The organism is Ideonella sp. (genome assembly GCF_044358605.1).
Lineage (GTDB): Bacteria > Pseudomonadota > Gammaproteobacteria > Burkholderiales > Burkholderiaceae_C > Ideonella.
This window is the reverse complement of sequence record NZ_JBIKNQ010000004.1, coordinates 57478-81668: the sequence shown is the minus strand read 5'-3', so window position 1 is coordinate 81668 and position 24191 is coordinate 57478. Positions and strand designations below refer to the sequence as shown.

Genomic DNA, 24191 nt, shown 5'->3' with positions numbered 1-24191 from the left:
GTCACTCTAAACACCACCTAAAGATTCACAGTGGCGAGTCGATCATTGAAAACCGACAATCCGAGCCAGATCATGAAGTTACTGTTGATTGAAGACGATTTAGACATAGGTGCGGGCATCCAACGTGCACTGCAACAGCACGACTTGACGGTCGTCTGGGTGCGCACGCTCGCCAGCGCTTTGTCTTTCAAGTCCACCAGGGATTTTGACCTGGCTGTGCTCGACCTGGGCCTGCCAGACGGCGACGGCTTGAGTTGGCTGACCGCGCTGCGCGACCAGAACGGTTTGCAGCCGGTGCTGATCTTGTCGGCCCGCGACAGCCTGCGTGACAGGCTCGATGGCCTCAAGCAAGGTGCAGACGACTTCCTGGTCAAACCCTTTGAACTTGAAGAGCTGATCGCCCGGCTGCAGGCCATGGTGCGCCGCCTCAAGGGCTTCACTCAGACGGGCTTGCGCGGCTGTGGGCTCGAGATCGACCACCATGCACATCAGGCCTACCTCGATGGACAGGCCATACATCTCTCGCGCACTGAGTTTCAGATCACGCAACTGCTGCTGCAGCGCGTTGGCCGCGTGGTGCCGCGCATCACCATCGAAGAAGAAGCCTTGAGCAATGAAGCAGCCAGCTCATTGGACATGCACATGTCCAATCTGCGCAAGAAGCTGGGGCGCCATCTGATCAGAACCGTCAGAGGCATCGGGTTTGTCATCGACCGGAGCGAAGGTCAGGGGCCATGAGCCAGGAGATCTCACCACGGCGTCGCGCCCAGGCGGCTTTGCTGAGGCTGTGGCCCAGCATCACCTTGAAGGTGCTGCTGGTGACGTTCGTATGCATGGTGGCGTCTTGGTTCCTTGTGCTGTATTTGGCTTATCACAACGCCAGCTCGCCGGCCCGGTTCGTCGATGACAGCGGCGCCCGCTGGACCTTGCTGAAGCATGCCGAAGTCCTGAGGGACCACCCGAACCTACTGGCACAAGTGGTCCAGACGCTGGACCGCCATGTTGATACCACTTGGAAAGACAAAAACCAGGACCCTTCAAACCCCGGCGACCGGGTCTGCCTTCAGTTGTTCGATGGCGCTCAGCTGGTGTTCGCCACGAAGAGGCTCCCTGCTGACCTTCATCAGTTTTCAGCTCCGTGGGGTACTCCACGGGTGCTGCAAAGTGAGCATAGCCGTTGGTGGCAGGTCTGCGAGCAATCAGCAGACCAACGATTCACGGCCTGTGCGCTGGACCGGTATCGCGGCACATGGGAGATAGTCCGATATGTGTTCGGTTCTGACTTTGTGCTGTGGCCCGCAGTATTGACGATGATCGTGCTGTTTATACCCATGCTGCTGGCACTTTGGTGGGGACTGAAGCCGCTCAAGCGCCTGACCACCGGCGTAGAAACGAGCGGCGCCGACTCTATGGGGACGCTGCCCTTGAACAAGGTGCCCGTGGAGTTACGGGCCTTGGCAGGCGCTGTATCCAAGTGGTCCATCGAACATCAACGTAGCACCGCCCGTGAGCGGGAGTTCGTGGCCAATGCGGCACACGAACTGCGTACGCCTCTAGCGGCCATTCAGGTGAACGCCGAAGGTCTGCAGCAACTCAAGCTCCCGGACCGCGCGCAAAGCCAGTTGCAGGGCTTGATGAGCGGCGTTCGCCGCATGAGCCGTGTGGTGGAGCAACTGATGACGATGTTGCGCAATGACCGCCACACCAGGTTGGGAGAGGCCAAGGGGCCACGCCGACTCGATGTCTTGTTGCAGATGCGACTGGCAGAGCTGTCTATCCTGTCGGACCGCAAAGCGGTGACCCTGCACTTAGCGCGCAATGAAGCTTGCACCGTTAATGGCGTTCGCGAAGTGCTCGAATCGATCATCGACAACCTTGTCAGCAATGCCATCAAGTACTCCGCCTCAGGCCAGGAGGTGACAGTCTCCTTGCATCGGGACGCGGGGCGGGCGCTGCTCGTGGTCCGTGACCATGGCCCGGGTATCCCAGATGCACTCAAGGCCCAAGTCTTCGAGCGCTTTCAGCGCGGGCAGGAGCATGGCCAAATCGGTGTAGGCCTGGGCTTGTCTATCGTGCGCGACGGCGTGACAGACATGAATGGCACGGTGGCGCTGTCCGACCCAGAGGATGGGCAAGGCTTGCGAGTCACGGTCACGTTGCCGCTCACCGTTCGGAGCAGCGACAATCCTCATGATGCGTGACTCCACTCCTTGCATTGTCTTGATCGCCGCCATGGCCCGGGGCCGCGTGATCGGCCGCGACAACCAACTCGCCTGGCACTTGCCTGAAGACATGGCGCATTTTCGGCGCAGCACCCAAGGGCACCCCGTGCTGATGGGCCGCAAGACTTGGGAGTCCCTGCCTCCGCGCTTTCGCCCTCTGCCTGGCCGCCGAAACCTGGTGCTGACCCGCCAAACGGGCTTTCAGGCCCCGGGCGCCGAGGTGGTACACACCTTGGCCGAAGCGCTGGCGCGTTTCACAGCCGCTGACACCGTTTTTGTGATCGGTGGGGCACAAATCTATGCCGAGGCCCTGCCCTTTGCGCATCGATTGGTGCTGACCGAGTTGGACTTGGGCGTAGAGGGAGATGCCCACTTCCCGGCCTGGCCTGCGGCGGACTTCCAGGAAGTCAGTCGAGAGCGCCACCGCGCCGCCGCCCCCAACGACTTTGACTTCGACTTCGTCTGTTACGAGCGGACGTCGCCCCTGCCCTAAGAAGAAAGCACTCATGCAACTGGCCACCTGGAATGTGAACTCGCTGGGCGTGCGCCTGCCCCAACTGCTGGACTGGCTGGCTGCCAACCCGGTGGACGCCATCGTGCTGCAAGAGACCAAGCTGACGGACGACAAGTTTCCGCAAGCTGAGTTGCAGGCCGCGGGCTATCACGCGCAATGGTTCGGCCAGAAAACATACAACGGTGTGGCGCTGCTCAGCCGCACGTCGGCCACCGACGTGGTGCGCAACCTGCCCGGCTTGGCGGATGAGCAGGCGCGGGTGATCACCGGCACGGTCGGTGGTGTTCGTGTGATTGGCGCCTACTTTCCCAACGGCCAAGCACCAGACAGCGACAAGTTCGTCTACAAGATGGGCTGGCTAGAGGCCCTGCAAAAGCATGTGGCCGATGAGTTGAGCCGCCACCCCAAGCTGGTGCTGATGGGCGACTACAACATCGCCCCCGAAGACCGCGATGTCTACGACCCCGTGGCCTGGGCTGGGCAGATCCACTGCACGCCTCAAGAGCGCGCGCACTTTCAGGCGCTGCTGGACCAAGGTCTGGTGGACGCCTTCCGCCTGTTTGAGCAGGCGCCGAAGAGCTGGAGTTGGTGGGATTACCGCAACTTGGCCTTCCGCAAGAACCAAGGCTTGCGGATTGACCACATCCTGACCAGCACGGCCTTGCGCAGCGAAGTTCAGGCTTGTGTGATCGACAAGCTGCCCCGAAAAAACGAACGACCGAGCGACCACGCCCCTGTCGTGGTGACTTTGCTGCCTGCCTGAGTGCCCTCATGAAAAAACTGCTGCTTCCCCTGCTCGGACTGGCCGCGACCCTGGGGTGGCCTCAGGCCTGGGCACAGCCCGTGGCCGCGGCGACTGAGGCACGGCCCAAGACCTGCTTGGTGCTCTCAGGTGGTGGCGCACGTGGCTTTACCCACGTGGGCGTGATCAAGGTTCTGGAGCGCCTGCGCGTGCCCATCGACTGCGTGGTCGGCACCAGCATGGGCTCCATCGTCGGGGGTCTGTATGCCTCGGGCATGAGTGGCGCTGACATAGAGGCCGCCTTTCTCAAGACAGATTGGTCGGCACTCGGCAGCGAGCGCGTTGACCGCAGCCGCTTGGGCGTGACTCGACGGGCAGACGACTACACCTTCCCGCTGGGCCTAGAAATGGGCCTGTCTGCAGATGGCCTCTCCCTGCCCAGCGGCGTGGTCAGCGGCGGAAAGTTTGAGCAGTTGTTGCAGACCCTGACGGCTCATGTGCCGGAGTCCATTCACTTTGATGTGCTGCCCCTGCCCTTTCGCACGGTGGCCACCGACTTGGAGTCTGGGCAAGAGGTGGTCATTCAAGAAGGCAACCTTTATGAGGCCATCCGCGCTTCGATGTCTGTCCCTGGGCTGTTTTCACCGATTGAGCTGAATGGCCGCCTGATGGCGGACGGCGGACTGGTCAAGAACCTGCCCGTGGATGTCGCACGCCGCCTGGGTGCACAGCGCATCATTGCGGTGAATATCGGCACGCCATTGACCCCCCGCAAGGAGCTGCGCAGCTTGCTGAGCGTCTCTCAGCAAATGATCAACATCCTGACGGAGCAAAACGTCACCGCGCAGAAGGCCATGCTGGGCCCGCAGGATGTTTTGATTTCGCCTGATCTGGCCGGGTTCAGCTTCTTGGACTTTGCGCGCGTCACTGAAGTCGTGCGCATTGGTGAAGAAGCCACCCGCCCCCTGGAGACGCGTTTAGCGGCCATGGCCGTACCCGCAGAGCAGTATGCGCAATGGCGACAGTCGCAGGCCCGACTCGCCCGGGAACCTGCTCCTACGGAGTTTGTGGCTGTCTCGCCCTTGACCGTTGTTCCGCCACAGGCTGTGCTTGAGGCGGCTGGTCTCAAGGTGGGCGAGAGCGCGTCCGCAGCCGACATCCAAGCCGCCATTGGGCGCGTGCAAGAGATGGGTGACTTTGAGCGCGTGTCCGTGCGCACTTTGCGCAAAGGCGACGAGTTTGGGGTCATGATTGACGCCAAAGAAAAGTTCTGGGGCCCCAACTACCTGCGCTTAGGCTTGGATGCCTCCATCGACCTGGCGGGAGAGGGCTCCATCAGCTTCAGGCTGGGGCACCTCCGCACCTGGGTCAATGGCGCTGGGGCGCAATGGCGTAACCGGCTGGATTTGGGCCGCGTCAATGGGCTCAGCACAGAGATCTTCCAACCCTTTTGGTTGAACTCTCCTGTGTTTGCGTCGGCAGGCGCAGGCGTGTTGAGCTACAAGAAAGCTCTGTATGACCAGGGCAGGCCTGTGTTGACAGGTGATGTCAAGGAACACCGTGCGACGGTGGAGTTGGGGGCGGAGTTATCCAAGCAGTCCGAGATTCGCATTGGGGCATCGCGCAAGGTGTACCGCGCCACCGGCAATTTGAGCATCTTGACCCCGGAGCGAGGCATCTTCGTCCAAGACTTGGTGCTGAGCTTCGCGGAGAACGACATCTACGCGCGCTACCTGACCGACTCTCTGGACAACGCCTTCTTGCCCAGCAGCGGGCAGCGCTTGATGCTTCAGGTGGGGCGCAACCAAGGCAGCGACGAAGCAGCCGCCACCAAGATGGAGTTGCGCTGGACGGGCGCTTACACCTCTGGAAACCACACCTGGTGGCCGGCCGTGCGCTTAGCCAAGACGCGCGCCCCCATCGGCCAAGGGGCCGGTGCCTTCGACTTGGGTGGATTCCTCGAGTTGTCGGGACTGCCCACCGAGTCGCTCTCAGGTTCACGCCTGGGCTTTGTACGCATGGCCTACTTGAACCGCGTCAGCACCTTAGACCTTTTTGGCAGGCGCCTGCTGTTGGGGGGCTCTCTGGAATTGGGCAATGCCTGGGACACGCGGCCGCAGCGCGGCTATGCCAAGGACTTGCTGACCGCCGGCTCACTCTTTGCCGCCGCAGAGACGCCCATAGGGCCGCTGTTCTTCGGGCTTGGGCGGACGGCCGGCCGCAACACGGCGGTCTACCTGTTCCTCGGCCAGCCTTAGACGTCCAGCCCCAGTTCCTGAATCTTGCGGGTGATGGTGTTGCGGCCAATACCTAGCTTTTGGGCGGCTTCAATGCGCCGCCCGCGCGTCATGGCGACGGCGGTTTCGATCAGACGCGCCTCGAACTGACGGGTCAATACGTCCCAGACGTCTTCACGGCCTTCAGCCAGGAGTCGACGGGCCTCCAGCTCCAGGTCTTTGACCCAAGCCGACTCGCCTGTACCGGGCGCAGAAGACTGCGCGGGTATTGGGGCTCTCACGGAGCCCGATGAAGCCGCAGCTTCAGGGGCAAGCGGAGTCGCGGGCGCTGCAAGGTCATGACGGGCCAAGCCGCTCTCACCGTCCAGCATGTCCGGTGGCAGGTCTTTGGCCTCAATCACCTGTGACGGCGCCATCACCGTCAGCCAGTGGCAAAGGTTTTCCAACTGGCGCACGTTGCCAGGGAACTCGAAATCCATCAGACGTTCCAGCGCGTCATCGGTGATGCGCTTGGGCTCCACCCCCAGCTCTTTAGCACTCTTGCCCAAGAAAAACCGGGTCAGCGGGGCAATGTCTTCGCGGCGCTCACGCAGTGGTGGCAGGCGCAGGCGGATCACATTCAGGCGGTGGAACAAATCCTCGCGAAACACACCTTGGCGCACGCGCTCTTCCAAGTGCTGGTGGGTGGCCGCTATCACGCGCACATTGGCCTTGAGCGGCTGATGGCCGCCCACGCGGTAGAACTGGCCATCGGACAAGACCCGCAGCAAGCGGGTTTGCAAGTCAAACGGCATGTCGCCGATTTCATCCAAGAACAAGGTGCCGCCATCGGCTTGCTCAAAGCGGCCTCGGCGCATGGTCTGTGCGCCGGTGAAGGCGCCACGCTCATGGCCGAACAACTCAGACTCCAGCAGGTCTTTAGGGATGGCAGCGGTGTTGATGGCAATGAAGGGGCCGTTGCTGCCCGCATCGCCCCGGGGGCTGTGGCGGTGCAAGGCCCGGGCGACCAGCTCTTTGCCAGAGCCCGACTCGCCCGTGATCAGCACGGTGACATTGCTTTGGCTCAGGCGCCCAATGGCTCTGAAGACATCTTGCATGGCCGGGGCTTGGCCCAGCATTTCAGGCGCCTCAGATTTGCGCTCATCGCTGACTTGCTCGCGCAAGCTTTCGTCCACCGCGCGTTGTATCAACTCCACCGCCTTGGGCAGGTCGAAGGGCTTGGGCAGGTATTCAAACGCCCCGCCCTGGAAGGCCGAGACGGCGCTGTCCAGGTCGGAGTAGGCCGTCATCACGATGACGGGCAAACCGGGCAGCTTGGCTTTGACCTGGGCCAGCAAGTCCAGGCCCGAGCCGCCGGGCATGCGGATGTCGCTGACCAGCACTTGGGGCTCGTCAGTGGCCAGCGCGGCCAGCACATCACGCGGGTTGGAGAAGCTGCGCACCGGCAGTTGCTCTCGGGCCAGTGCTTTTTCAAGCACGAAGCGAATGGATTGGTCGTCGTCAACGATCCAGATGGGTTTCATGCCGGGCCACTTCGCTTTCAAGGCAGGGGAATCACGATTTTGAAATCCGTCCGGCCCGGCTCGCTGCTGCATTCAATCGTGCCCTGATGTTGCTGCACAAAGGTCTGCGCCAGCGTCAGCCCCAAGCCTGAGCCACCTTCACGCCCTGAGACCAGGGGATAGAAGATGCGTTCTCTCAGAGCCTCGGGGATGCCCGGTCCGTTGTCCTGGATATGCAATTCCAATGCCAGGCGATAGCGCTGCTTGCCCAAAGTGACTTGGCGCGCGGCCCGGGTGCGCAACACGATCTGCCCATCGCCCTGTACGATCCGCTCGCTCAAGGCTTGGCAAGCGTTATGAACAATGTTGAGCACCGCTTGAATGAGCTGCTCTCTGTCACCGCGGAACTCGGGCAGCGAGGTGTCGTAGTCACGCACCACTTTAAGCCCCTTGGGGTGCTCGGCCAGCACCAAGGAGCGCACGCGCTCGCAAACCTCGTGGATGTTGACGTCGCTCACCACATGCGGCTTGCGGTGCGGCGCCAGCAGGCGGTCGACCAGCGTCTGCAGCCGGTCCGCCTCGTGGATGATGACCTCGGTGTACTCGGTCAATTCAGGCGAAGGCAACTCCATGGCCAGTAATTGGGCGGCGCCGCGAATACCCCCCAAAGGATTCTTGATCTCGTGAGCCAGGTTGCGGATCAGCTCTTTGGTGACCTGGGCTTGGCCCATCACCCGCTCTTCCCGCTCTTGCCGCGCCTGCTGCTCGATCTCCAGCATCTCCACCAACAAACCACGGTAGGGATGCTCGGTTTGGCTGACGATCACATGCACGTGCAGGGACTCAGCTCCGCCCACGCCCGTGCGGCGCAGCTCGGTCTCAAAGCGACGGGTCGCGAACTCATTGCGCTCCACCGCTCCCAAGGCTTCTTGCAAGGCCAGGGGCTCTTTGAACCAATCACTCAGGGGACAGTGCGCCAGCATGCGGCGCGACAAGCCGATCACCGACTCCAGCACGGCGTTGACAAAGACGCAGCAACCTTGCTCGTCAACCACCGCCACCATGGTGGCTAGTTGGTCCAAGGTGGCCCATTGCGACTGGGCCTGTCTATCGTTGGGGGCAATGCTCACTGAGCGAGCTTGCCCATCTCGCGGCGAATGGCGGCGAGATCGGCTTCTTTGCGCTGAATCGCTGCCTTCATGTCAGCCACACGATCGGAGTACTTTTGGGAGTTGCGCTCTTCGCCCTTGCGCTCGGGCTCGCCGTTGTTGTACTCACGGCGCAGCGCTTCGAGCTTTTCTTCTTCTTTGCGCAGCTCGGTTTCTAGGATGCGGCGGGCATCGGTATCACGGGCTTTTTGCTCAGACGAGTCGATGCGGGTCTCCGCAGGCCGGGGGGCGGACGACGGCGCGGGCGTGCCCGTTGAAGCCGGGCGCGGCTTGGGCGCTGGCACCGAGGTGGGCTGCTGCGCCTCGCGCGCCTTGCAGCCCTTGGTCTCAGCCTCTTTGGCGGAGATGGTGTTGGTGAAGATATTGCCCGGGCAGACGTAATAGACCGAGCCCGCTTGGGCCCACGCGCCCGCCGCCATCACCAGCAGGGGCAGGCCAGCGGCAGCACGGCGGCGCCAAAGAGCAGCGTCAGTGAAAAAGTCAAAAGGCGTCATGTGGGCTATTGTGGCGAATCTTGGCCTTCAACGGCAAAAAGGGCTCGTGGGCGGACGGCATGCGCCGAATGTGTCACGAGTCACCAACGCGGGACGAAAAAAAAAGGGACGGCAAGCCGTCCCTTTCTGTCGCGGGCAATTGCTAAGAATCACAGCGCGTAGTACATGTCGAATTCCACCGGATGGGTGGCCATGCGGAAGCGCGTCACTTCTTGCATCTTCAGGTCGATGTAGGCATCGATGTAGGCATCGGTGAACACACCACCCTTGGTCAGGAAGGCACGGTCCTTGTCCAGATAGTCCAGAGCTTGGTCCAGGCTGTGGCAGACGGTCGGGATCTTCGCGTCTTCTTCTGGGGGCAGATGGTAGAGATCCTTGGTGGCGGCTTCGCCCGGATGGATCTTGTTTTCCACGCCGTCCAAGCCCGCCATCAACAAGGCTGCGAAAGCCAGGTAGGGGTTGGCCGAAGGATCGGGGAAACGTGCCTCGATGCGGCGACCCTTGGGGTTGGCCACATAGGGGATACGGATCGATGCCGAGCGGTTCTTGGCCGAGTAAGCCAGCTTCACCGGGGCTTCGAAACCAGGGACCAGACGCTTGTAGCTGTTGGTGCCAGGGTTGGTGATGGCGTTCAGCGCGCGAGCGTGCTTGATGATGCCGCCGATGTAGTACAGCGCGAAGTCAGACAGGCCTGCATAGCCGTCGCCAGCGAACAGGTTCTTGCCGTCTTTCCAAACCGACTGGTGCACGTGCATGCCCGAGCCGTTGTCGCCAACGATGGGCTTGGGCATGAAGGTCGCGGTCTTGCCATAGGCATGAGCGACGTTCACGATGATGTACTTTTGCAGCTGAACCCAGTCCGCACGCTCGACCAGCGAGCTGAACTTGGTGCCGATTTCCATCTGGCCCGCGTTCGCCACTTCGTGGTGGTGCACTTCGACGGGAATGCCGCACTGCTCCAGCAGCAGGCACATTTCAGAGCGCATGTCTTGCGCGCTGTCGACCGGGGGCACGGGAAAGTAGCCACCCTTGACGGTAGGACGATAGCCGGTGTTGCCGTGCTCGTATTCCTTGCCGGTGTTCCAAGCAGCTTCTTCAGATTCGATCTTGAAGAAGCAACCCGACATGTCATTGGCCCAGCGGACGCTGTCGAACACGAAGAACTCGGGCTCAGGGCCGAAGTAAGCGGCGTCGCCCAGGCCAGAGGCCTTCATATAGGCTTCAGCGCGCTTGGCCAAGGAGCGAGGATCACGCTCGTAGGGCTTGCCATCAGCCGGATCGATGACGTCGCAGGTCAGGATCAGGGTCGGTTCTTCGAAGAAGGGGTCGATGTTGGCCGTGTTCGGGTCAGGCATCAACTGCATGTCCGAGGCTTCAATGCCCTTCCAGCCTGCAATCGACGAACCGTCGAACGCATGGCCCGAAATGAACTTGTCTTCATCAAAGTGGGAAACCGGCACGGTGACGTGCTGTTCCTTGCCACGGGTATCAGTGAAGCGGAAGTCAACGAACTTGATTTCGTTGTCTTTCACCATCTTCATCACGTCGGCGACGGTCTTGGCCATCAAAAGGCTCCTGCGGATCAGTTATGAGAGGGGCTTGCGGCTTGGAGTTCGGTGAGCCGAGAGGTCAGTGAAGACCCCTAGACAGTTCAAACTCAGCGGGCGGAATGTAGCAGAAAGCGTGCCCACTTTTGGTGACCGCGATCAAGGACAGCTCCTGCAGCCCAGCCACTCCACATTACCCCGGTGAAGCCCACCTCGAGGACCTTGGCTTAGGCAGTGCGAGGCGGTGGTTTGCCGGGTGCCTTCAATACCAGATGCGCTGTTTTGGTGCATTTGCACCACTTATGTGCAATAGCGATTGCACCTATTCGGTGCTGAACCGTAGGCCGGGCACGGCGCGCAGGCCTTGCTGCAAAAATTCAAATGCTAGAGCCACTTGCTCGGGGGCGCCCTTGACGCCCAATTCGATGTGCTTGCCGCGCTGAGGATGGTCGACGCTGGGCAGGCTGAAAATCCGCACGCCCCCAAAGCGCTCCTCGACTTGCAGCATCAAGGGCGTGAGCTGGGCCTCGAGGCCGCCAAACACATAGACCGCCTTCTCCACATGCGGCTCTGGCTTGAGGTGGGGATAGTGGGTGTCCAGCACCCACTCCACCATCGGGTGCGCCATGACCGGAAAGCCCGGCACAAAGTGCACGTCGCCCACGCTGAAGCCCGGAATGCGGTTGTAGGGGTTGGGAATGATCTGGGCGCCTTGCGGAAACACGCCCATATTGAGCCGATGAATGTTGTCGGGGTGCTCGGGCTCCCAGGCCACGCCTTTCTCGGCGGCCATCTCCTGCATGCGCAGCTCGATGAGGTGCTTGGCCTCGGGGTGCAAGGCCAGCGGACGCTCCAGCGCTGCGGCCGCACATTGGCGGGTGTGGTCATCTGGCGTGGCGCCAATGCCGCCGCAACTGAAGACCACGTCACCGCTGGCAAAAGCGCGCTTCAGCGTGGCGGTGATGCGCGAGCGATCGTCCCCAATCACCTCGCACCAGGCCAAGCTGTGGCCGCGAGCGGCCAGGATCTCAATGGTGCGCGTCAGGTGCTTGTCTTGCCGACGACCCGACAGAATCTCATCGCCCACCACAATCAAGCCAAAGGCCATGCTCAAACTCCAGTGATCGCAGGGGCTGCGGGGTCCTGAGGCAAGGCCTCTTGGGTGTTGTTGGTGGGCGTAGCACTGGGCATGGGCACCACTTCCACGGCCATGGCGCGCCGATGCTGGCCGAGTGCCGCCAAGGCATAGTGGGCAAACCACAGCGCAGAGAACATGAACACCACGGTGTACAGCCACACCGAGACGGCCAAGAGCAGCGGCGCAAACACCAGGGTCATGGCGCCAAAGGCCCAAATGATGGACGGAGCCGCGCCCAAAAAGCCCGTCGTGATGCCAATCACCATCAAGGGCCAAGCATGGGCCTTGAGCAGGGCGCGGCGCTCGTCAGGACTGGCATGGTCGGCCAGGACGTCAAAAGACATGACTTTGGCCGTCAACCAACCCCAAATCAGCGGCGGCAGCACAAACACCACGCCAGGAATTAGCCATAAAGGCATGGTGAGCAGCAGGGCCAGGCACGCCGCCAGGGTATAGCCCAAGGACCAAGCCACGCTGCGCCAAGAGGCCGCGCCGTGGCGCCTCTCCAAGCCCTCAAAGCGACGCTCTGCGACCAGGCTCACGATGGAGGGCGTGGCCAGCAGAGCCACCAGCAGCAGGCTCAGCACAATGACCACTGGCACCGCAAAGGCCACGACCACCAGCGGCGCCAACACCGTGCGGAAAGAGGAGCCGATCATGCCGTCGACCCACTGGAGCATGGCCTCGACCAGCGACCAGCTCTCTAGCGTGGCCCGCACCGCCGTGACAGCATCCGTCCAGAAGAAGTAGCCCATCACCAGGGTCAGGCTACCGGCGACCAGCAAGGGCATCAGGCTCAGCCCGATGATGCGAGGCATGAACAAATAGGCCAACGCACGCCAGAAGGAATCAAGCATCAATTTCATGGCGTGAGCATACGCGACCGGGCTGGCAGCAAGCCTAGAGAAGGCGACTCAAGAGCGCCCAAAGAGGCGCAAAAAGCCCAGCCGCTGTTGCACCCAGAACCCCTCACCGTAATCACGTCCGCCGTGCTCGGGCAGTTGATCGCGAATGCCGGTCGGCCCTGTCGGGACATCAAAGCGGGCCGTGCCGAAAAGCATGTCCCAGACCGGGAACAGCACCGCAAAGTTGTGCCCGCCTAGAGTGCCCTGGCCGCCAGACTCGTGACCGATGCCGATGGCATGGTGGACACGGTGAAACTTAGGGCCGACGAGCACACGCTGGCCAATGCGACCGAATGACATTCGGACATTGGCATGAGACAGGCTCTCCAGCATCCGCCCCACCAAGACCAGCGCCATGAACTGCTCAGGCGCCACACCAATGGCGCGCGCCACCAGTGCCAACACCACATCCCGCACGAGATCATCCAGCAAGTGGTTGCGGTTGTCGGTCCACATGGTCATGTGGCGCTGGCTGTGATGCAGGGCATGCAAGGCCCACCACGCGTCAAAGTGATGCTGGCCCCGGTGCAACCAGTAGTCGACCAAGTCAAACACAATCAGGTAGACCAAAAAGCCCACCAATGCGGTGTCCGTCACACCGGGCCACCACGGTGCAATGGCTTGGTCGAGGTGCCAGCCGTCCACACCGTGAACCGCGAGCCAGCCAAACAAGGCATTCCACAAAGGCTCGATGGCAAAGAACACCGCCACGCGAAACACGCCCAAGCGATGAATCAGGGTGTAGATCACGTCCGCCGAGATGGCGCGCCTGCGCTCAGGCGACGAGCTCACCGCTTCCGCAGGGCGCCAGCGCTGTAGCGGTGCTATCAGCAAGAGCATGACCAAGATCTGCAGCAGCCCTGCGAGCAACCATCCTGTACCGTTATAGGCATCGGCAATGACGGACGCCGCGCCGAGATGGAACAACAGGGGCTGGATGGCGAATTCAAAGAGCCATTGCTGCGCGTCGCCAAACCAGTTCAAAAGCGTATCCAACATGGGGTAAATAGGCCTCAGCGCGAGGCCTTGATCATCGTCTGGTAGGTGGGGTGTTGCGCCAAAGTGGCAAAGCACAGGCCACGGGCCTTTAAGCCCACGATCAGCGGCTCCAGCACCGCTGGTGCCCACGGGTCTTGGCGCGACCAAATGCCTAAGTGGGCCATCAAGATGTCGCCCGGGCGGATATCACGCACCGCCTGCTTCAACAACTGAGCATTGCTGTAGCGCTGACTGGGCAACTCATCACCCAAAAAGCCCGCCGGTGCCCACCCCACGTGCGCCCAACCGCAAGACTTGGCGGCAGCCAGCAGTTGCGGCGAGGTCTTGCCACCCGGCGCTCGGAACAGCGGCGCCATCGCGGTACCGGTCATGGCCTTGAAGCGGTCCGCGCTTTGCTGCAAGGCTTCGCAGTACTGCGCGGTCGTCCAGGTCATGGTTGTGCCCGCCTGAGGGCCGGCAGAAGGACGGATCTTGAAGCGGCCCTCCGGCAAGTCGGCCACCCAGTAGGAGTGGTCGAACGTGTGGCTGCCAAACACATGGCCTTCTTGCGCCCGGGCCTTCCACCAGGGTGCCCATTGCGCATCTAGGCTGCCCCCGTCCGTCTTGGTGCGTTCGTTGGCCAAAAAGAAAGTCGCCTTGACCTGATGGCGCGCGAGCACATCGGCAATCAGAGGCGCCACGCCCATGTGACCCGTATCAAAGGTCAGATAGACCGGCTTGTCGCAGCTGCCTTGCGCTGCAGCCACGGCGCATAAGCTGCTGAGCAGCAGCCCTGCCAGAGTGGGTCGCTTATTGGCGAGGGGCATGATCCAAGGTCCAGACACCGTGCGGAGAGCGCCCAACATTCACTTGGCGAATCACCTTCTTAGTCTCGATATCGACATACGTCAGCTTGCGCGCCCAACGCGAGGACAGCAGCAAAGTTTTGCCATCGGCCAGCAAGTCCATGCAGTCCGGGCCACCAGGGCCGGGCAGCTCTGACACCACGGTCATGCTCTGGGTGTCGATGAGGCTGACGGTGTTGGCCACGCGATTGCTGACAAAGAGATGGCGCTTATCGCCCTTCGCCCGAAATGCGTGTGCGCCTTCACCGGTTTGGATGCGCTTGACCAGCTTGCCAGGGCCGCTGGAGACGTCATAGACCTCGACGAACTTATCACCCGTGAGGCCCAAGAACACAAACTTGTCGTCTGCCGTTAGGTAGACATCGGCCGGCATCTTGCCGGTCGGCACACGCCAGCGCACGCTTTGCGTGGCGATATCAATGGCCACCAGCTCATTGCTGTCTTGCATGGAGGCGTAGATGATGCTGCTCTTGCTGTCGATCCACTGGTGGCTGGGCGTCTTGCCGGTGGGGATGCGTTTGACCAGCTTCAGCGGCTCGGCCGCGTTCTCGGGCTGCCAGCGGTAGATGTCGACATGGTTCAGTCGGTTGGCCAGGGTGACAAACCACTTCATATCTGGCGAGAAGCGCAAATGATAGGGGTCCACAATCCCCGTGACCGTGCGCTGAACCTGTGCCGTGACAGGGTCGATAAAGGTCAAGGAGTCACCGACCGCATTCGCCACGATGAGGGACTTTTCGTCGGGCGTCAGGTAGAGGTGGTGCGGCTCCTTGCCCACGGGAATGCGCTTGCGCTCGGCGAAGGTCAGTGGGTCTATCACGCTGACATTGGCATCCAGCGAATTCAGCACAAAAATCGGCCTTGCACCTTTGGCAGGCGTCTGCGCAGACACCCCAAACGGCAGATGCAAGAGGCCTGCACAGAGCCAAGCCAAAGCGGCGCCTCGGCCCAATGAGATGCGGAGCGGCCGGGTCAAAAATGGAATATTCACAGGAGGCACTACGGTGGTCAGATTGACCCTCCAGTGTAGGTGCTCAAGGGATCAACCCGGCTGAAGCAAGTCTGAGCACGGGTTGATCCAGGACAAAACAACTCAGTCGTCGTCACCGCCCAACACGGAGCCAATCAGGCCGCCCGTGGCAAAACCACCCAGCATCGAGCCCTCTTCACGAGATCCACCCATCTGAGGCGCGGCTGCAAACACGCGGCTGGCCAGACGAGAGAACGGCAAGCTTTGCAGCCACACCGTGCCTGGGCCGGTGAGCTTGGCGAAGAACAAGCCCTCGCCGCCGAACAAGGCCGTCTTGATCTTGCCAACGTATTGGATCTCAAAGTTGACGTTGGGGGAGAACGCCACAACGCAGCCCGTGTCGACCAGCAAAGTCTCACCCGGCTTGAGGTCGCGGCGCATCACCGTACCGCCGGCATGTACAAAAGCCAGGCCGTCGCCTTCCAGCTTTTGCATGATGAAGCCCTCACCGCCGAAGAAGCCGACCGACAGCTTTTGCTGAAAGTAGATGCCCAACGACACGCCACGCGCCGCGCACAGGAAGGCATCCTTCTGGCAGATGAGCATGCCGCCCATCTTGCTCAGCTCCATGGGGATGATCTTGCCGGGGTAAGGCGCGGCAAAGGCGACCTTTTGCTTGCCCGCGCCGTTGTTGGTGTAGACCGTGGTGAACAGAGACTCACCCGTGATCAAGCGCTTGCCCGCCCCCAGCAGCTTACCGAAGAAGCCACCGGTTTGCGGAGCCCCGTCGCCAAACACGGTGTCCATGCCGATGCCGGACTCCATGTACATCAGGCTACCGGCCTCGCCGACTGCAGCTTCGCCCGGGTCCAACTCGACCTCGACAAACTGCATCTCCGAGCCCTTGATCTCGTAGTCCACTACATCCATGCCCATGACTAATCTCCGCAAAAGTGAGGCAAATTTAAACGGTCGCCATGGTACCCATTTCGGGCCGGGACAGAGACATGCAGCGCGCAAATTTCGCGCCGTCGCAAGCCTAATCGCTCAACGAATCAGCAGGCCACCGAAACAGGTCTGCAAGAGCATGTCGATGATGCGCTCGTCGCTGTAATTGCCGCTCGCCTTGAGCACTCCCAATACGGGGTCGCAAGCTCGGGCATAGAGCGTGTAGAGCACCAACTCGGCCGGCACGGATTTGTCCAAAGCCCCATCAGCCTGCGCCTGAACGATCCACTCTCCCAATTGGTCGCTGACTTCCATCAAGCGCGCCAAATAGAGTTTGTTGGATGCCAAGGAGGCGCGCAGCGACGAGTTCTGCGCCGGCAAGGAGGGCATCTCACCGGCCAGTTGAACCTCCATGGTCCAGCGCGCAACAGCCTGCAGCTGCTGCAGAGGGGTTGCGCCTTCGACCAACTTGCGCGAGGACAGAAATTCACTGGCTTTGTCCAGCACCCGGACCATGGCCGCTGCCGCCAACTCTTCTTTAGAGGCGAAGTGCTTATAGAGGCTGGCTTTGGCAATGCCGACTTCGGCAGCCACTTCATCCACCGTCATCAGGTCGAAGCCCTTCTCCGCCAACAAGCGATTGACGGTCGACACGATGGCGTCCTCACGGACGCGCAACACCTGTTCACGGAAAGATACCTTGGCCATCTCCACATTGTAGCCACGCAAGGCCTGCTCGCATACGAAATAGTCACAAACAAACCTTTTGGTCTTTTTTGTACTTAATGGTTGCTTTTTTGAACTGATGAGTTCACAATTAATACCGAGCAGTGCACGGCTCAGCAGAATTCACCCAAACCTCATTCAAGGTCCAAGACTTGGACCCACACAGGAGTAAGAGATGACCTCATGGATCAAACGGCTGACAGCGATCGTGATCGCTTCCAGCGTCACCTTTTTAACGGCGTGCGGCGGCGGCGATGACCACACTGACGTCGTCAGCTTGGCGCGGTCTAACCCCGACCTCAGCACTCTGGCTGAAGCCATCGATGCCGCGGGTTTGGCATCCACCTTGCAAGGCCCGGGCCCCTTCACCGTGTTTGCCCCCACCAATCAAGCCTTCACCAACGTGCTGGCGGAGTTGAAGCTGACCAAAGCACAACTGTTCGCCGACAAGCCCCTGTTGACCGCTGTGCTGACCTACCACGTGGTCAGCGGTGAGATCCCCTCATCCGCCGTGCCGCTGGGTAAGCCCATCACCACGCTGCAAAAGGGTTACTTCAAGGCTGAAGCGTCTGGCACCACGCTGCAATTGACCGACGGCCGCAACCGCCTGAGCAAGGTCGCGACGGCCAACGTGGACGCCAGCAACGGCGTGATCCACGTAATCGACAAAGTGCTGCTGCCCGCCGACAAGACCGTGGTCGGTACCGCCGTGGCGCTGAGCACCTCCGCCACACCGGAGTTCACCTTGCTGGTTGAGGCCCTGACGGCTGCGGACCTGGTCACGACCCTTAGCGGCCCCGGCCCCTTCACCGTGTTCGCCCCCACCGATGCCGCTTTCGTGGCTCTGTTGGCTGAACTGGGTATCACCAAGGAGGCCCTGTTCGCTGACAAGCCCCTGCTGACGAGCGTGTTGACCTACCACGTGGTGCCCGGCCTGGTGCTGAAGGCGCAAGTGCCGGTGGGCAGCCCCATCGCCACCGTCAAAGGCGACACCTTCACCGTGAACGCCAGTTTGGCCATCACTGACAAGCGTGCCCGCGTTTCGAAGATCACCGGCACCGATGTGCTGGCCAGCAATGGCGTGATTCACGTGATCGACAAAGTCATCTTGCCCGCGCCCTGAGCGATCGTCTGCTCACACCAAAGAAAAGGGCCGCCCATCGGGCGGCCCCTTTTTTTGCTTGCTTATTCTGTGAAGATCACTTCAATGCCTTGTAGCGCAGGCGGTGCGGCTTGGCACCCTCTTCGCCCAAGCGCTTTTTCTTGTCGGCTTCGTATTCTTGGTAATTGCCGTCAAAGAAGAACCACTGCGAATCACCTTCGCAGGCCAGGATGTGGGTGCAGATGCGGTCCAGAAACCAGCGGTCGTGGGAGATGATCATGGCTGAGCCCGCAAACTCCAGCAGCGCATCTTCCAGCGCCCGCAGAGTTTCGACGTCCAAGTCGTTCGACGGCTCGTCCAGCATCAAGACGTTGCCACCCTGTGCCAAGGTCTTGGCCAGGTGCAGACGACCGCGCTCACCACCCGAGAGGCTGCCCACCAACTTCTGCTGGTCATTGCCCTTGAAGTTGAAACGGCCGATGTAGGCGCGGCTGGGCATCACAAACTTGCCGACCACGATGTTGTCCAGGCCACCCGAGATGTCTTGCCACACGGTGTTTTCGGCCGCCAGGCCTTCACGGCTCTGGTCCACAAAGGCCAGCTTGGCCGTCTTGCCGATGGCCACTTCGCCAGTGTCCGGCTGCTCCACGCCTTGGATCATGCGGAACAGGGTCGACTTACCCGCACCGTTGGGGCCAATGATGCCGACGATGGCGCCTGCGGGCACCTTGAAGCTGAGGTTGTCGATCAGCACGCGGTCGCCAAAGCTCTTGGTCACGCCCTTGAACTCAATGACTTCATTGCCCAGGCGCTCGGCCACGGGGATGAAGATCTCATTGGTTTCATTGCGCTTTTGGTATTCGACGTCGCTCAGCTCTTCAAAGCGGGCCAAACGCGCCTTGCTCTTGGCCTGACGACCCTTGGCGTTCTTGCGCACCCACTCCAACTCTTGCTTCAGGGCTTTGGCGCGGGCGTCTTCGCTCTTCTGCTCGGCCTCCAGGCGCTTCCCCTTGCCTTCCAGCCAGTCAGAGTAATTGCCCTTGTAGGGGTGACCCACGCCACGGTCGAGTTCCAAAATCCACTCGGCTGCGTTGTCGAGGAAGTAGCGATCGTGGGTGATGGCCACCACGGTGCCAGAGAAGCGCTTCAGGAACTGCTCCAGCCACTCCACCGACTCGGCGTCCAAGTGGTTGGTGGGCTCGTCCAGCAGCAGCATGTCGGGCTTAGACAGCAGCAAACGGCACAGAGCCACCCGGCGCTTCTCACCGCCCGACAGGGGGCCAATCTTGGCGTCCCAGGGCGGCAGGCGCAGGGCGTCAGCGGCGATGTCCAGCAGGTGGTCGGTGTTTTCGCCGCCAGAAGCCGCAATGATGGCCTCCAGCTCGGCTTGTTCCGTGGCCAGCGCATCAAAGTCGGCGTCGGGTTCGGCATAGGCCGCATAGACCTCGTCCAAGCGTTTTTGCGCCGCCAGTGCGCCACCAATGCCCTCTTCCACCGCTTGCCGAACCGTTTGCTCGGCATTCATTTGCGGCTCCTGAGGCAGGTAGCCAATCTTGATGCCCGGCATGGGCACGGCTTCGCCTTCAATTTCTTTGTCCAAGCCCGCCATGATCTTCAGCAAGGTGGACTTGCCCGAGCCGTTCAGGCCCAGCACGCCGATCTTGGCGCCAGGGAAAAACGACAGGGAGATGTCCTTCAGAATCTGACGCTTCGGCGGCACGATCTTGCCGACGCGGTTCATGGTGAAGACGTATTGAGCCATGCTAGAGAGATCCAGACACAAGAAGAGGCCGTGATGGGCACCCGGCAAGGGGCTGCAAAACAGCGGAATCCAAAAAATGCACGCGAGGCCGAACGCCCAGCGCTAAACCCGCATTATCCCGGAGATGGCGACGCGGGCCTGGGATAAGTGCGCTCAACGCGCGGCAACTCGCTGAGCGCCGAGGTTTCTGACAGCGGCATTTCACCAGGGTCAGGGCGCCCGGCTTGGTCCCAATGCTCCAAGATTCGCTGCAGGGCGACCAAGGGCAAGGGGTGTGCCACCAAGTAGCCTTGAACGGCACCACAGCCCGCCAAACGCAGCACTTCCAACTGGGCGGGCTCCTCGACCCCTTCGGCCACCGTCAACATACCCAAGGTGTTGGCCATGTCTACGATCGTTCGCACAATGGCGCGCGCATCATGGTGGGTCAGCAACTCCCGCACAAAGGCACGGTCAATCTTGAGCGTGTCAAACGGAAAGCGGCGCAGATAAGCCAGCGAGGAGTAGCCGGTGCCGAAATCATCCAAGGCGATCTGTACTCCCAGCGCCTTGAGCCCATGCAGATTGCTGAGCGCGGTGGCCGGGTCATCCACAAAAATCGACTCGGTGATCTCCACTTCCAAGAGCTTGGGGGTCAGCCCAGAGCGCACCAAGGCACGCTCCACATCGCCCAAGAAGTGATCGCGCATCAACTGCACAGCCGACACATTGACCGAAATAGACAGCCCCGGCAGCGAGCGGCGCGCATGCATGCAAGCTTGCTCCAGCACCCAGGCACCGATGTCGGCAATCAAGCCCGTTTTCTCGGCCACCGGGATGAACTCTGAGGGCTGCAGGTCGCCCAGGGTCGGGTGGCGCCAGCGCAGCAGCGCTTCCGCACCCAGCACCTCCCACTTCGCCACGCTGACCCGAGGTTGCCAGTGCAGGGAAAACTCGCCCCGCTTGAGTGCTTCGCGCAGGGCTTGCTCGATCGACAGCAGACGGCGGTTGCGCTCACCCAGCCAAGGTGCAAACACTTCGCAGCGGGCGCGTCCATGCTCTTTGGCGGCATACAGCGCCAAGTCAGCATTGCCGAGAATCTCATCAATCGTCTGGCCATGATCTGGGATCATCGCAATGCCCATGCTGGCCCCAATGGCCACCGTGCGCCCGCGGATCTCTCCCGATTGATTCAGGGCGTGCAAGAGCCGCTGGGAGAGCACCGCCACTTCTTCATCGCTGCGGACATCGTCCATCAGGACTGCAAACTCGTCACCACCCAAACGGGCCACCACATCACTGCGCCGCATCACCGCCTGAAGCCGCTGGGCCACCAACTTGAGGACATCGTCGCCGACAGAGTGCCCCAATGAGTCGTTGATCATCTTGAAGTTATCAAGATCCAAGCACAGCATCGCACTGCGCCTGGGAGGTGTGCCGCGCGCTTCGAGCGCCTGGGTCAAGCGTTCGCGCAATTGCACCCGGTTGGCCAAGCCCGTCAAAGAGTCATAGTGAGCCAAGTAGGCCAGACGCTGGTGGGTTAAGCGCTGTTGCGTCACGTCAGAGATGACGCCGCGCCAGCCGGTGGTCAGGCCAGATTCATTGACCAGTGGCTTGGCCGTGATGGACCACCACCGCAAGGAGTCACCAGCCCTGACCGAAAGCAGCAGGTCGCGAAACGGCTTGTCCTGCAGCAAAGCCCGCTTGAGCGCACGCACACCCTCAGACTGCGAGCCCTCTGGGCTGCGGTACTTGAGCACACTCATCAGCCCATGCGGCAACTCGGTACCCTCTGGCGTTCCGAGCAACTGCGCCAACCGCTTTGAGACGTGGGTGAAGGCGCCACGGCGATCAATCTCCCACAGCACATCGGTGGAGTGCTCTTCGAAGTCGCGCAGCAGCAATGACACCATCTGCCCCTGTCGCTCGGCCTCTCGTTCCGCCAACAGGCCCGCGTTGAACGCAGCGGCCGCAGAGAGCGCAGCGACGACGATGACCAAGGCATACACCATCAGCAACGCTGTCAGCACAAGGTAGGTGGGCTCCCCCGTGCGCAGCAAAGCCACCGCGCCCCCCAACGTCAGCGTGCACACCCAAGACAAACTCGCCTTAGGCACCGTGGCCAAGGCGAAGCCACCTGCACACATCATACCGCAGCCCACCACCGCCAGGGCCAGTTGCTGCTGCGGCTTAACCTCTGGCATATAGGCCATCAGCGCAAGCGCCCACAGTGCGCCAAGAGCGCCAGCATTCCAAGCCACGCGGTTGAAGGTGTTCACAGACACGCCGTCCAGAACTTTGCCGCGCAACTGCCACCAGCTCATCAGGCCTGAGCCGCAGACCACGATCAAGGTCGCCAACCACAGCGCCAGCCAACCTGGGTGCACCGATGAATGAATCATCAGCGCAAACAAAGCCGCATTGAACAAATTCGCCGCCATCAGGAACGGCGTGAGCCGATTCACCACATTCAAATGGCGCGCCCTGAGTTCAGACGTGCTGAGGTCTGGCGCGCGCTGGGCAAAACCCATACGCCCCAAGGCGGCGGTGAGCAAACGAAGTTGCGGCAAAAAGAAGGGCTCGTCGAGAACGCACAAGAGTGTGCAGCACCAGAATATACCGGGGCAAAACGACTGCTCCCGTCGAATCCGACCAAGAAGCGCCACTAATGCGGCAATGAGGCCCCTTGCTGGCCGTAGCCTTTGCTGACAGTCCGATACAAAGAAGGGGGAATACCTCCCTAAATTGAACGAGGGGTCTTACTCCCACCGGGGGATGCGCTCCTGTACAAACGCGCTCTGTGCAAGTCGCCAGTTGGGGCGGCGCACATTGCAAGGCGGCAAGAAGCCGTCGAGTCCTCAATACCTCAAGAAAGCTCTCGCCATGAAGATGATTGTTCGTCGTTCCATGCTAGCTACAGCGACCCTGTTGGCTTGCACCATGGGCACTGCGGTCCATGCCAACCCGGCAATGGTGGACGCCAGCCTGAAGGACGCGTCTTTGCGCTATGTTGAATCTGAAGTGTTGGTGCAATTCAAGCCTGGCATGCAGGCAGTGGCACAGCGCGCTTTGGGCGGCATGGGGTTGCAAACCGCCAAAGTGCTGCGAAGCGCCGCACGTGGGGCTGATGCTGAACTGCATCTGGTGCGCTTGCCTGCAGGCCTGAAGGTCTCCGATGCCATGCAGAAACTTCGCGCCAACAACGCTGTGAAGTTCGTTGAGCCGAACTGGATTCTCTCAACCGCTGCGGCGCCGAATGACCCTTACTACACCGACGGCCGCCTGTGGGGCTTCTACGGTGACACGTCTCCGGTCAAGACCAACCAATTTGGTAGCCAAGCCGGCGAGAGCTACGACGCTGGCCGCAAGTGCAATGGCACGGTGCTGGTGGGCATCATCGATGAAGGCGTGATGACCAACCACCCCGACACTCAAGCCAATGTGTGGGTCAACCCGTTTGAGATCGCCAACAACGGCATTGACGATGATGGCAACGGCTACGTCGATGACGTGAACGGCTGGGACTTCAAGAACAACGACAAGACCACCTTCGACGGCACGACTGACGACCACGGCACCCACGTCTCCGGCACCATCGGTGCGGTGGCCAACAACGGCATCGGCATCGCAGGCGTTTGCGACAACGTGAAGATGATCAGCGCCAAGTTCCTTGAAGGCAGCGGCACCACAGAAGCAGCGATCCTGGCCATCGACTACATCACCGACCTGAAGACGCGTCACAACCTGAACATCGTGGCCACCAATAACTCCTGGGGTGGCGGTGGATTCTCTCAAGCCTTGAAGGACGCTATCGACCGAGCCGGCGCTGAAGACATCCTGTTTATCGCTGCAGCGGGTAACGGAAATTTGTTGGGCAAGGGCCAGAACAACGATAAGAAGCCCAGCTATCCCGCTTCCTACACCAGCAGCAATATCATTGCGGTGGCTTCGCTGACCTCTGTGGGCAAGCGATCAAGCTTCTCCAACTATGGTGCCACCAGCGTTGACATCGCGGCGCCCGGGTCTGGCATCTGGTCCACGGTGCCCACTGCATCCGGTCCTGGTTACGCCAGCTATAACGGCACCTCCATGGCCACACCGCACGTGACCGGCGCGGCAGCCCTCTACGCCTCCTTGCACCCCGGCTCCACCGCGGCGCAAATCAAGGCAGCCATCCTCAACTCCGCCGTGCCGACCACCTCAATGGCCGGCAAGTGCGTGACAGGCGGCCGCCTGAACGTCAGCGGCTTCTGAGCGCCAACGTCACACTGACCTGAGAAAGCCGGGATCTCATTCCCGGCTTTTTTGGATCCTGATTGTGAAGTTTTCTTGCAGTACCCGGTGGGCGGCGCAGCCGGCGCCTCGTCGGTTTGTTCATCGGCTGCAAAAC

20 protein-coding genes are annotated in these 24191 nt (G+C 61.2%); 7 read left to right on the top strand and 13 right to left on the bottom strand.

From position 1 onward, the window contains the following. Positions 1 to 72 precede the first annotated feature (72 nt). From ACIQ3Q_RS02625 to ACIQ3Q_RS02605, 5 genes are all read left to right on the top strand, one after another. Positions 73 to 738 carry a response regulator gene (locus tag ACIQ3Q_RS02625; protein WP_396267411.1) on the top strand — a complete coding sequence of 222 codons (666 nt, stop codon included), beginning with the start codon at positions 73 to 75 and terminating at the stop codon, positions 736 to 738. A gap of 71 nt (positions 739 to 809) precedes the next feature. Then, the gene (locus ACIQ3Q_RS02620; RefSeq protein ID WP_396267454.1) at positions 810 to 2201 is read left to right on the top strand and encodes a sensor histidine kinase; all 1392 of its coding nucleotides are present in this window, start codon (positions 810 to 812) and stop codon (positions 2199 to 2201) included. After that, the gene (locus tag ACIQ3Q_RS02615) at positions 2194 to 2715 is read left to right on the top strand and encodes a dihydrofolate reductase (protein ID WP_396267410.1); all 522 of its coding nucleotides are present in this window, start codon (positions 2194 to 2196) and stop codon (positions 2713 to 2715) included. The genes ACIQ3Q_RS02620 and ACIQ3Q_RS02615 overlap by 8 nt, the downstream gene beginning before the upstream one ends. Positions 2716 to 2728: 13 nt before the next feature. Then, entirely contained in the window at positions 2729 to 3499 is a 771-nt protein-coding gene (locus tag ACIQ3Q_RS02610) for an exodeoxyribonuclease III (protein ID WP_396267409.1), read from the top strand. Between the two features lie 8 nt (positions 3500 to 3507). After that, entirely contained in the window at positions 3508 to 5736 is a 2229-nt protein-coding gene (locus ACIQ3Q_RS02605) for a patatin-like phospholipase family protein (protein WP_396267408.1), read from the top strand. Here ACIQ3Q_RS02605 and ntrC read toward each other — a convergent pair. The 11 genes from ntrC to ACIQ3Q_RS02550 all read right to left on the bottom strand — a co-directional run bounded on the left by ntrC (position 5733) and on the right by ACIQ3Q_RS02550 (position 16940). Further along, the gene (ntrC, locus tag ACIQ3Q_RS02600; RefSeq protein WP_396267407.1) at positions 5733 to 7238 is read right to left on the bottom strand and encodes a nitrogen regulation protein NR(I); all 1506 of its coding nucleotides are present in this window, start codon (positions 7236 to 7238) and stop codon (positions 5733 to 5735) included. The genes ACIQ3Q_RS02605 and ntrC overlap by 4 nt on opposite strands. A 17-nt stretch (positions 7239 to 7255) precedes the next feature. After that, positions 7256 to 8341, bottom strand: a complete 1086-nt coding sequence (gene glnL, locus ACIQ3Q_RS02595; RefSeq protein ID WP_396267453.1) for a nitrogen regulation protein NR(II) — start codon at positions 8339 to 8341, stop codon at positions 7256 to 7258. Positions 8342 to 8343: 2 nt separating this feature from the next. Next, the gene (locus ACIQ3Q_RS02590) at positions 8344 to 8880 is read right to left on the bottom strand and encodes a hypothetical protein (RefSeq protein WP_396267406.1); all 537 of its coding nucleotides are present in this window, start codon (positions 8878 to 8880) and stop codon (positions 8344 to 8346) included. A gap of 149 nt (positions 8881 to 9029) precedes the next feature. Next, on the bottom strand, positions 9030 to 10445 hold the full coding sequence (gene glnA, locus ACIQ3Q_RS02585) for a type I glutamate--ammonia ligase (RefSeq protein ID WP_396267405.1): 1416 nt from the start codon (positions 10443 to 10445) through the stop codon (positions 9030 to 9032). Between the two features lie 304 nt (positions 10446 to 10749). Beyond that, positions 10750 to 11541 carry a competence/damage-inducible protein A gene (locus tag ACIQ3Q_RS02580; RefSeq protein ID WP_396267404.1) on the bottom strand — a complete coding sequence of 264 codons (792 nt, stop codon included), beginning with the start codon at positions 11539 to 11541 and terminating at the stop codon, positions 10750 to 10752. After that, positions 11538 to 12431 (bottom strand): EI24 domain-containing protein, encoded by an 894-nt coding sequence (locus tag ACIQ3Q_RS02575; RefSeq protein ID WP_396267403.1) that lies wholly within the window; start codon positions 12429 to 12431, stop codon positions 11538 to 11540. Before ACIQ3Q_RS02575 ends, ACIQ3Q_RS02580 begins: the two co-directional genes overlap by 4 nt. Positions 12432 to 12479: 48 nt before the next feature. Then, a complete protein-coding gene (locus ACIQ3Q_RS02570; protein ID WP_396267452.1) occupies positions 12480 to 13466 on the bottom strand; it encodes a sterol desaturase family protein in 987 nt (328 codons plus the stop codon). Positions 13467 to 13483: 17 nt separating this feature from the next. Continuing rightward, positions 13484 to 14275 (bottom strand): polysaccharide deacetylase family protein, encoded by a 792-nt coding sequence (locus ACIQ3Q_RS02565; RefSeq protein ID WP_396267402.1) that lies wholly within the window; start codon positions 14273 to 14275, stop codon positions 13484 to 13486. Further along, positions 14259 to 15224: a YncE family protein gene (locus tag ACIQ3Q_RS02560; protein WP_396267451.1), complete on the bottom strand. Its 966-nt coding sequence runs from the start codon at positions 15222 to 15224 to the stop codon at positions 14259 to 14261. Before ACIQ3Q_RS02560 ends, ACIQ3Q_RS02565 begins: the two co-directional genes overlap by 17 nt. Positions 15225 to 15407: 183 nt before the next feature. Beyond that, on the bottom strand, positions 15408 to 16220 hold the full coding sequence (locus tag ACIQ3Q_RS02555) for a TIGR00266 family protein (RefSeq protein WP_396267401.1): 813 nt from the start codon (positions 16218 to 16220) through the stop codon (positions 15408 to 15410). A 111-nt stretch (positions 16221 to 16331) separates the two neighbouring features. Then, the gene (locus tag ACIQ3Q_RS02550) at positions 16332 to 16940 is read right to left on the bottom strand and encodes a TetR/AcrR family transcriptional regulator (RefSeq protein WP_396267400.1); all 609 of its coding nucleotides are present in this window, start codon (positions 16938 to 16940) and stop codon (positions 16332 to 16334) included. A gap of 193 nt (positions 16941 to 17133) precedes the next feature. Here ACIQ3Q_RS02550 and ACIQ3Q_RS02545 point away from each other — a divergent pair, with 193 nt between their 5' ends. Beyond that, positions 17134 to 18081, top strand: a complete 948-nt coding sequence (locus ACIQ3Q_RS02545) for a fasciclin domain-containing protein (protein ID WP_396267399.1) — start codon at positions 17134 to 17136, stop codon at positions 18079 to 18081. Positions 18082 to 18157: 76 nt separating this feature from the next. On the opposite strand, the gene ettA is transcribed toward ACIQ3Q_RS02545, so the two are convergent. After that, positions 18158 to 19822, bottom strand: a complete 1665-nt coding sequence (gene ettA, locus ACIQ3Q_RS02540; RefSeq protein ID WP_396267398.1) for an energy-dependent translational throttle protein EttA — start codon at positions 19820 to 19822, stop codon at positions 18158 to 18160. 113 nt (positions 19823 to 19935) lie between these two features. Further along, entirely contained in the window at positions 19936 to 22398 is a 2463-nt protein-coding gene (locus ACIQ3Q_RS02535; RefSeq protein ID WP_396267397.1) for a putative bifunctional diguanylate cyclase/phosphodiesterase, read from the bottom strand. Between the two features lie 286 nt (positions 22399 to 22684). Here ACIQ3Q_RS02535 and ACIQ3Q_RS02530 point away from each other — a divergent pair, with 286 nt between their 5' ends. Then, complete coding sequence (locus ACIQ3Q_RS02530) at positions 22685 to 24055, top strand: S8 family peptidase (protein ID WP_396267396.1); 1371 nt, start codon at positions 22685 to 22687, stop codon at positions 24053 to 24055. Positions 24056 to 24191 lie beyond the last annotated feature (136 nt).

Excerpts from the sequence above, each read along its gene's own strand:
- ACIQ3Q_RS02550 (WP_396267400.1), bottom strand. The coding sequence starts at position 16,940 with ATGGCCAAGGTATCTTTCCGTGAACAGGTGTTGCGCGTCCGTGAGGAC.
- ACIQ3Q_RS02555 (WP_396267401.1), bottom strand. The coding sequence starts at position 16,220 with ATGGGCATGGATGTAGTGGACTACGAGATCAAGGGCTCGGAGATGCAG.
- ACIQ3Q_RS02530 (WP_396267396.1), top strand. The coding sequence starts at position 22,685 with ATGAAGATGATTGTTCGTCGTTCCATGCTAGCTACAGCGACCCTGTTG.
- ACIQ3Q_RS02590 (WP_396267406.1), bottom strand. The coding sequence starts at position 8,880 with ATGACGCCTTTTGACTTTTTCACTGACGCTGCTCTTTGGCGCCGCCGT.
- ACIQ3Q_RS02615 (WP_396267410.1), top strand. The coding sequence starts at position 2,194 with ATGCGTGACTCCACTCCTTGCATTGTCTTGATCGCCGCCATGGCCCGG.
- ACIQ3Q_RS02545 (WP_396267399.1), top strand. The coding sequence starts at position 17,134 with ATGACCTCATGGATCAAACGGCTGACAGCGATCGTGATCGCTTCCAGC.
- ACIQ3Q_RS02625 (WP_396267411.1), top strand. The coding sequence starts at position 73 with ATGAAGTTACTGTTGATTGAAGACGATTTAGACATAGGTGCGGGCATC.
- ACIQ3Q_RS02565 (WP_396267402.1), bottom strand. The coding sequence starts at position 14,275 with ATGCCCCTCGCCAATAAGCGACCCACTCTGGCAGGGCTGCTGCTCAGC.
- ettA (WP_396267398.1), bottom strand. The coding sequence starts at position 19,822 with ATGGCTCAATACGTCTTCACCATGAACCGCGTCGGCAAGATCGTGCCG.
- ACIQ3Q_RS02605 (WP_396267408.1), top strand. The coding sequence starts at position 3,508 with ATGAAAAAACTGCTGCTTCCCCTGCTCGGACTGGCCGCGACCCTGGGG.
- glnA (WP_396267405.1), bottom strand. The coding sequence starts at position 10,445 with ATGGCCAAGACCGTCGCCGACGTGATGAAGATGGTGAAAGACAACGAA.
- ACIQ3Q_RS02575 (WP_396267403.1), bottom strand. The coding sequence starts at position 12,431 with ATGAAATTGATGCTTGATTCCTTCTGGCGTGCGTTGGCCTATTTGTTC.
- ACIQ3Q_RS02610 (WP_396267409.1), top strand. The coding sequence starts at position 2,729 with ATGCAACTGGCCACCTGGAATGTGAACTCGCTGGGCGTGCGCCTGCCC.
- ntrC (WP_396267407.1), bottom strand. The coding sequence starts at position 7,238 with ATGAAACCCATCTGGATCGTTGACGACGACCAATCCATTCGCTTCGTG.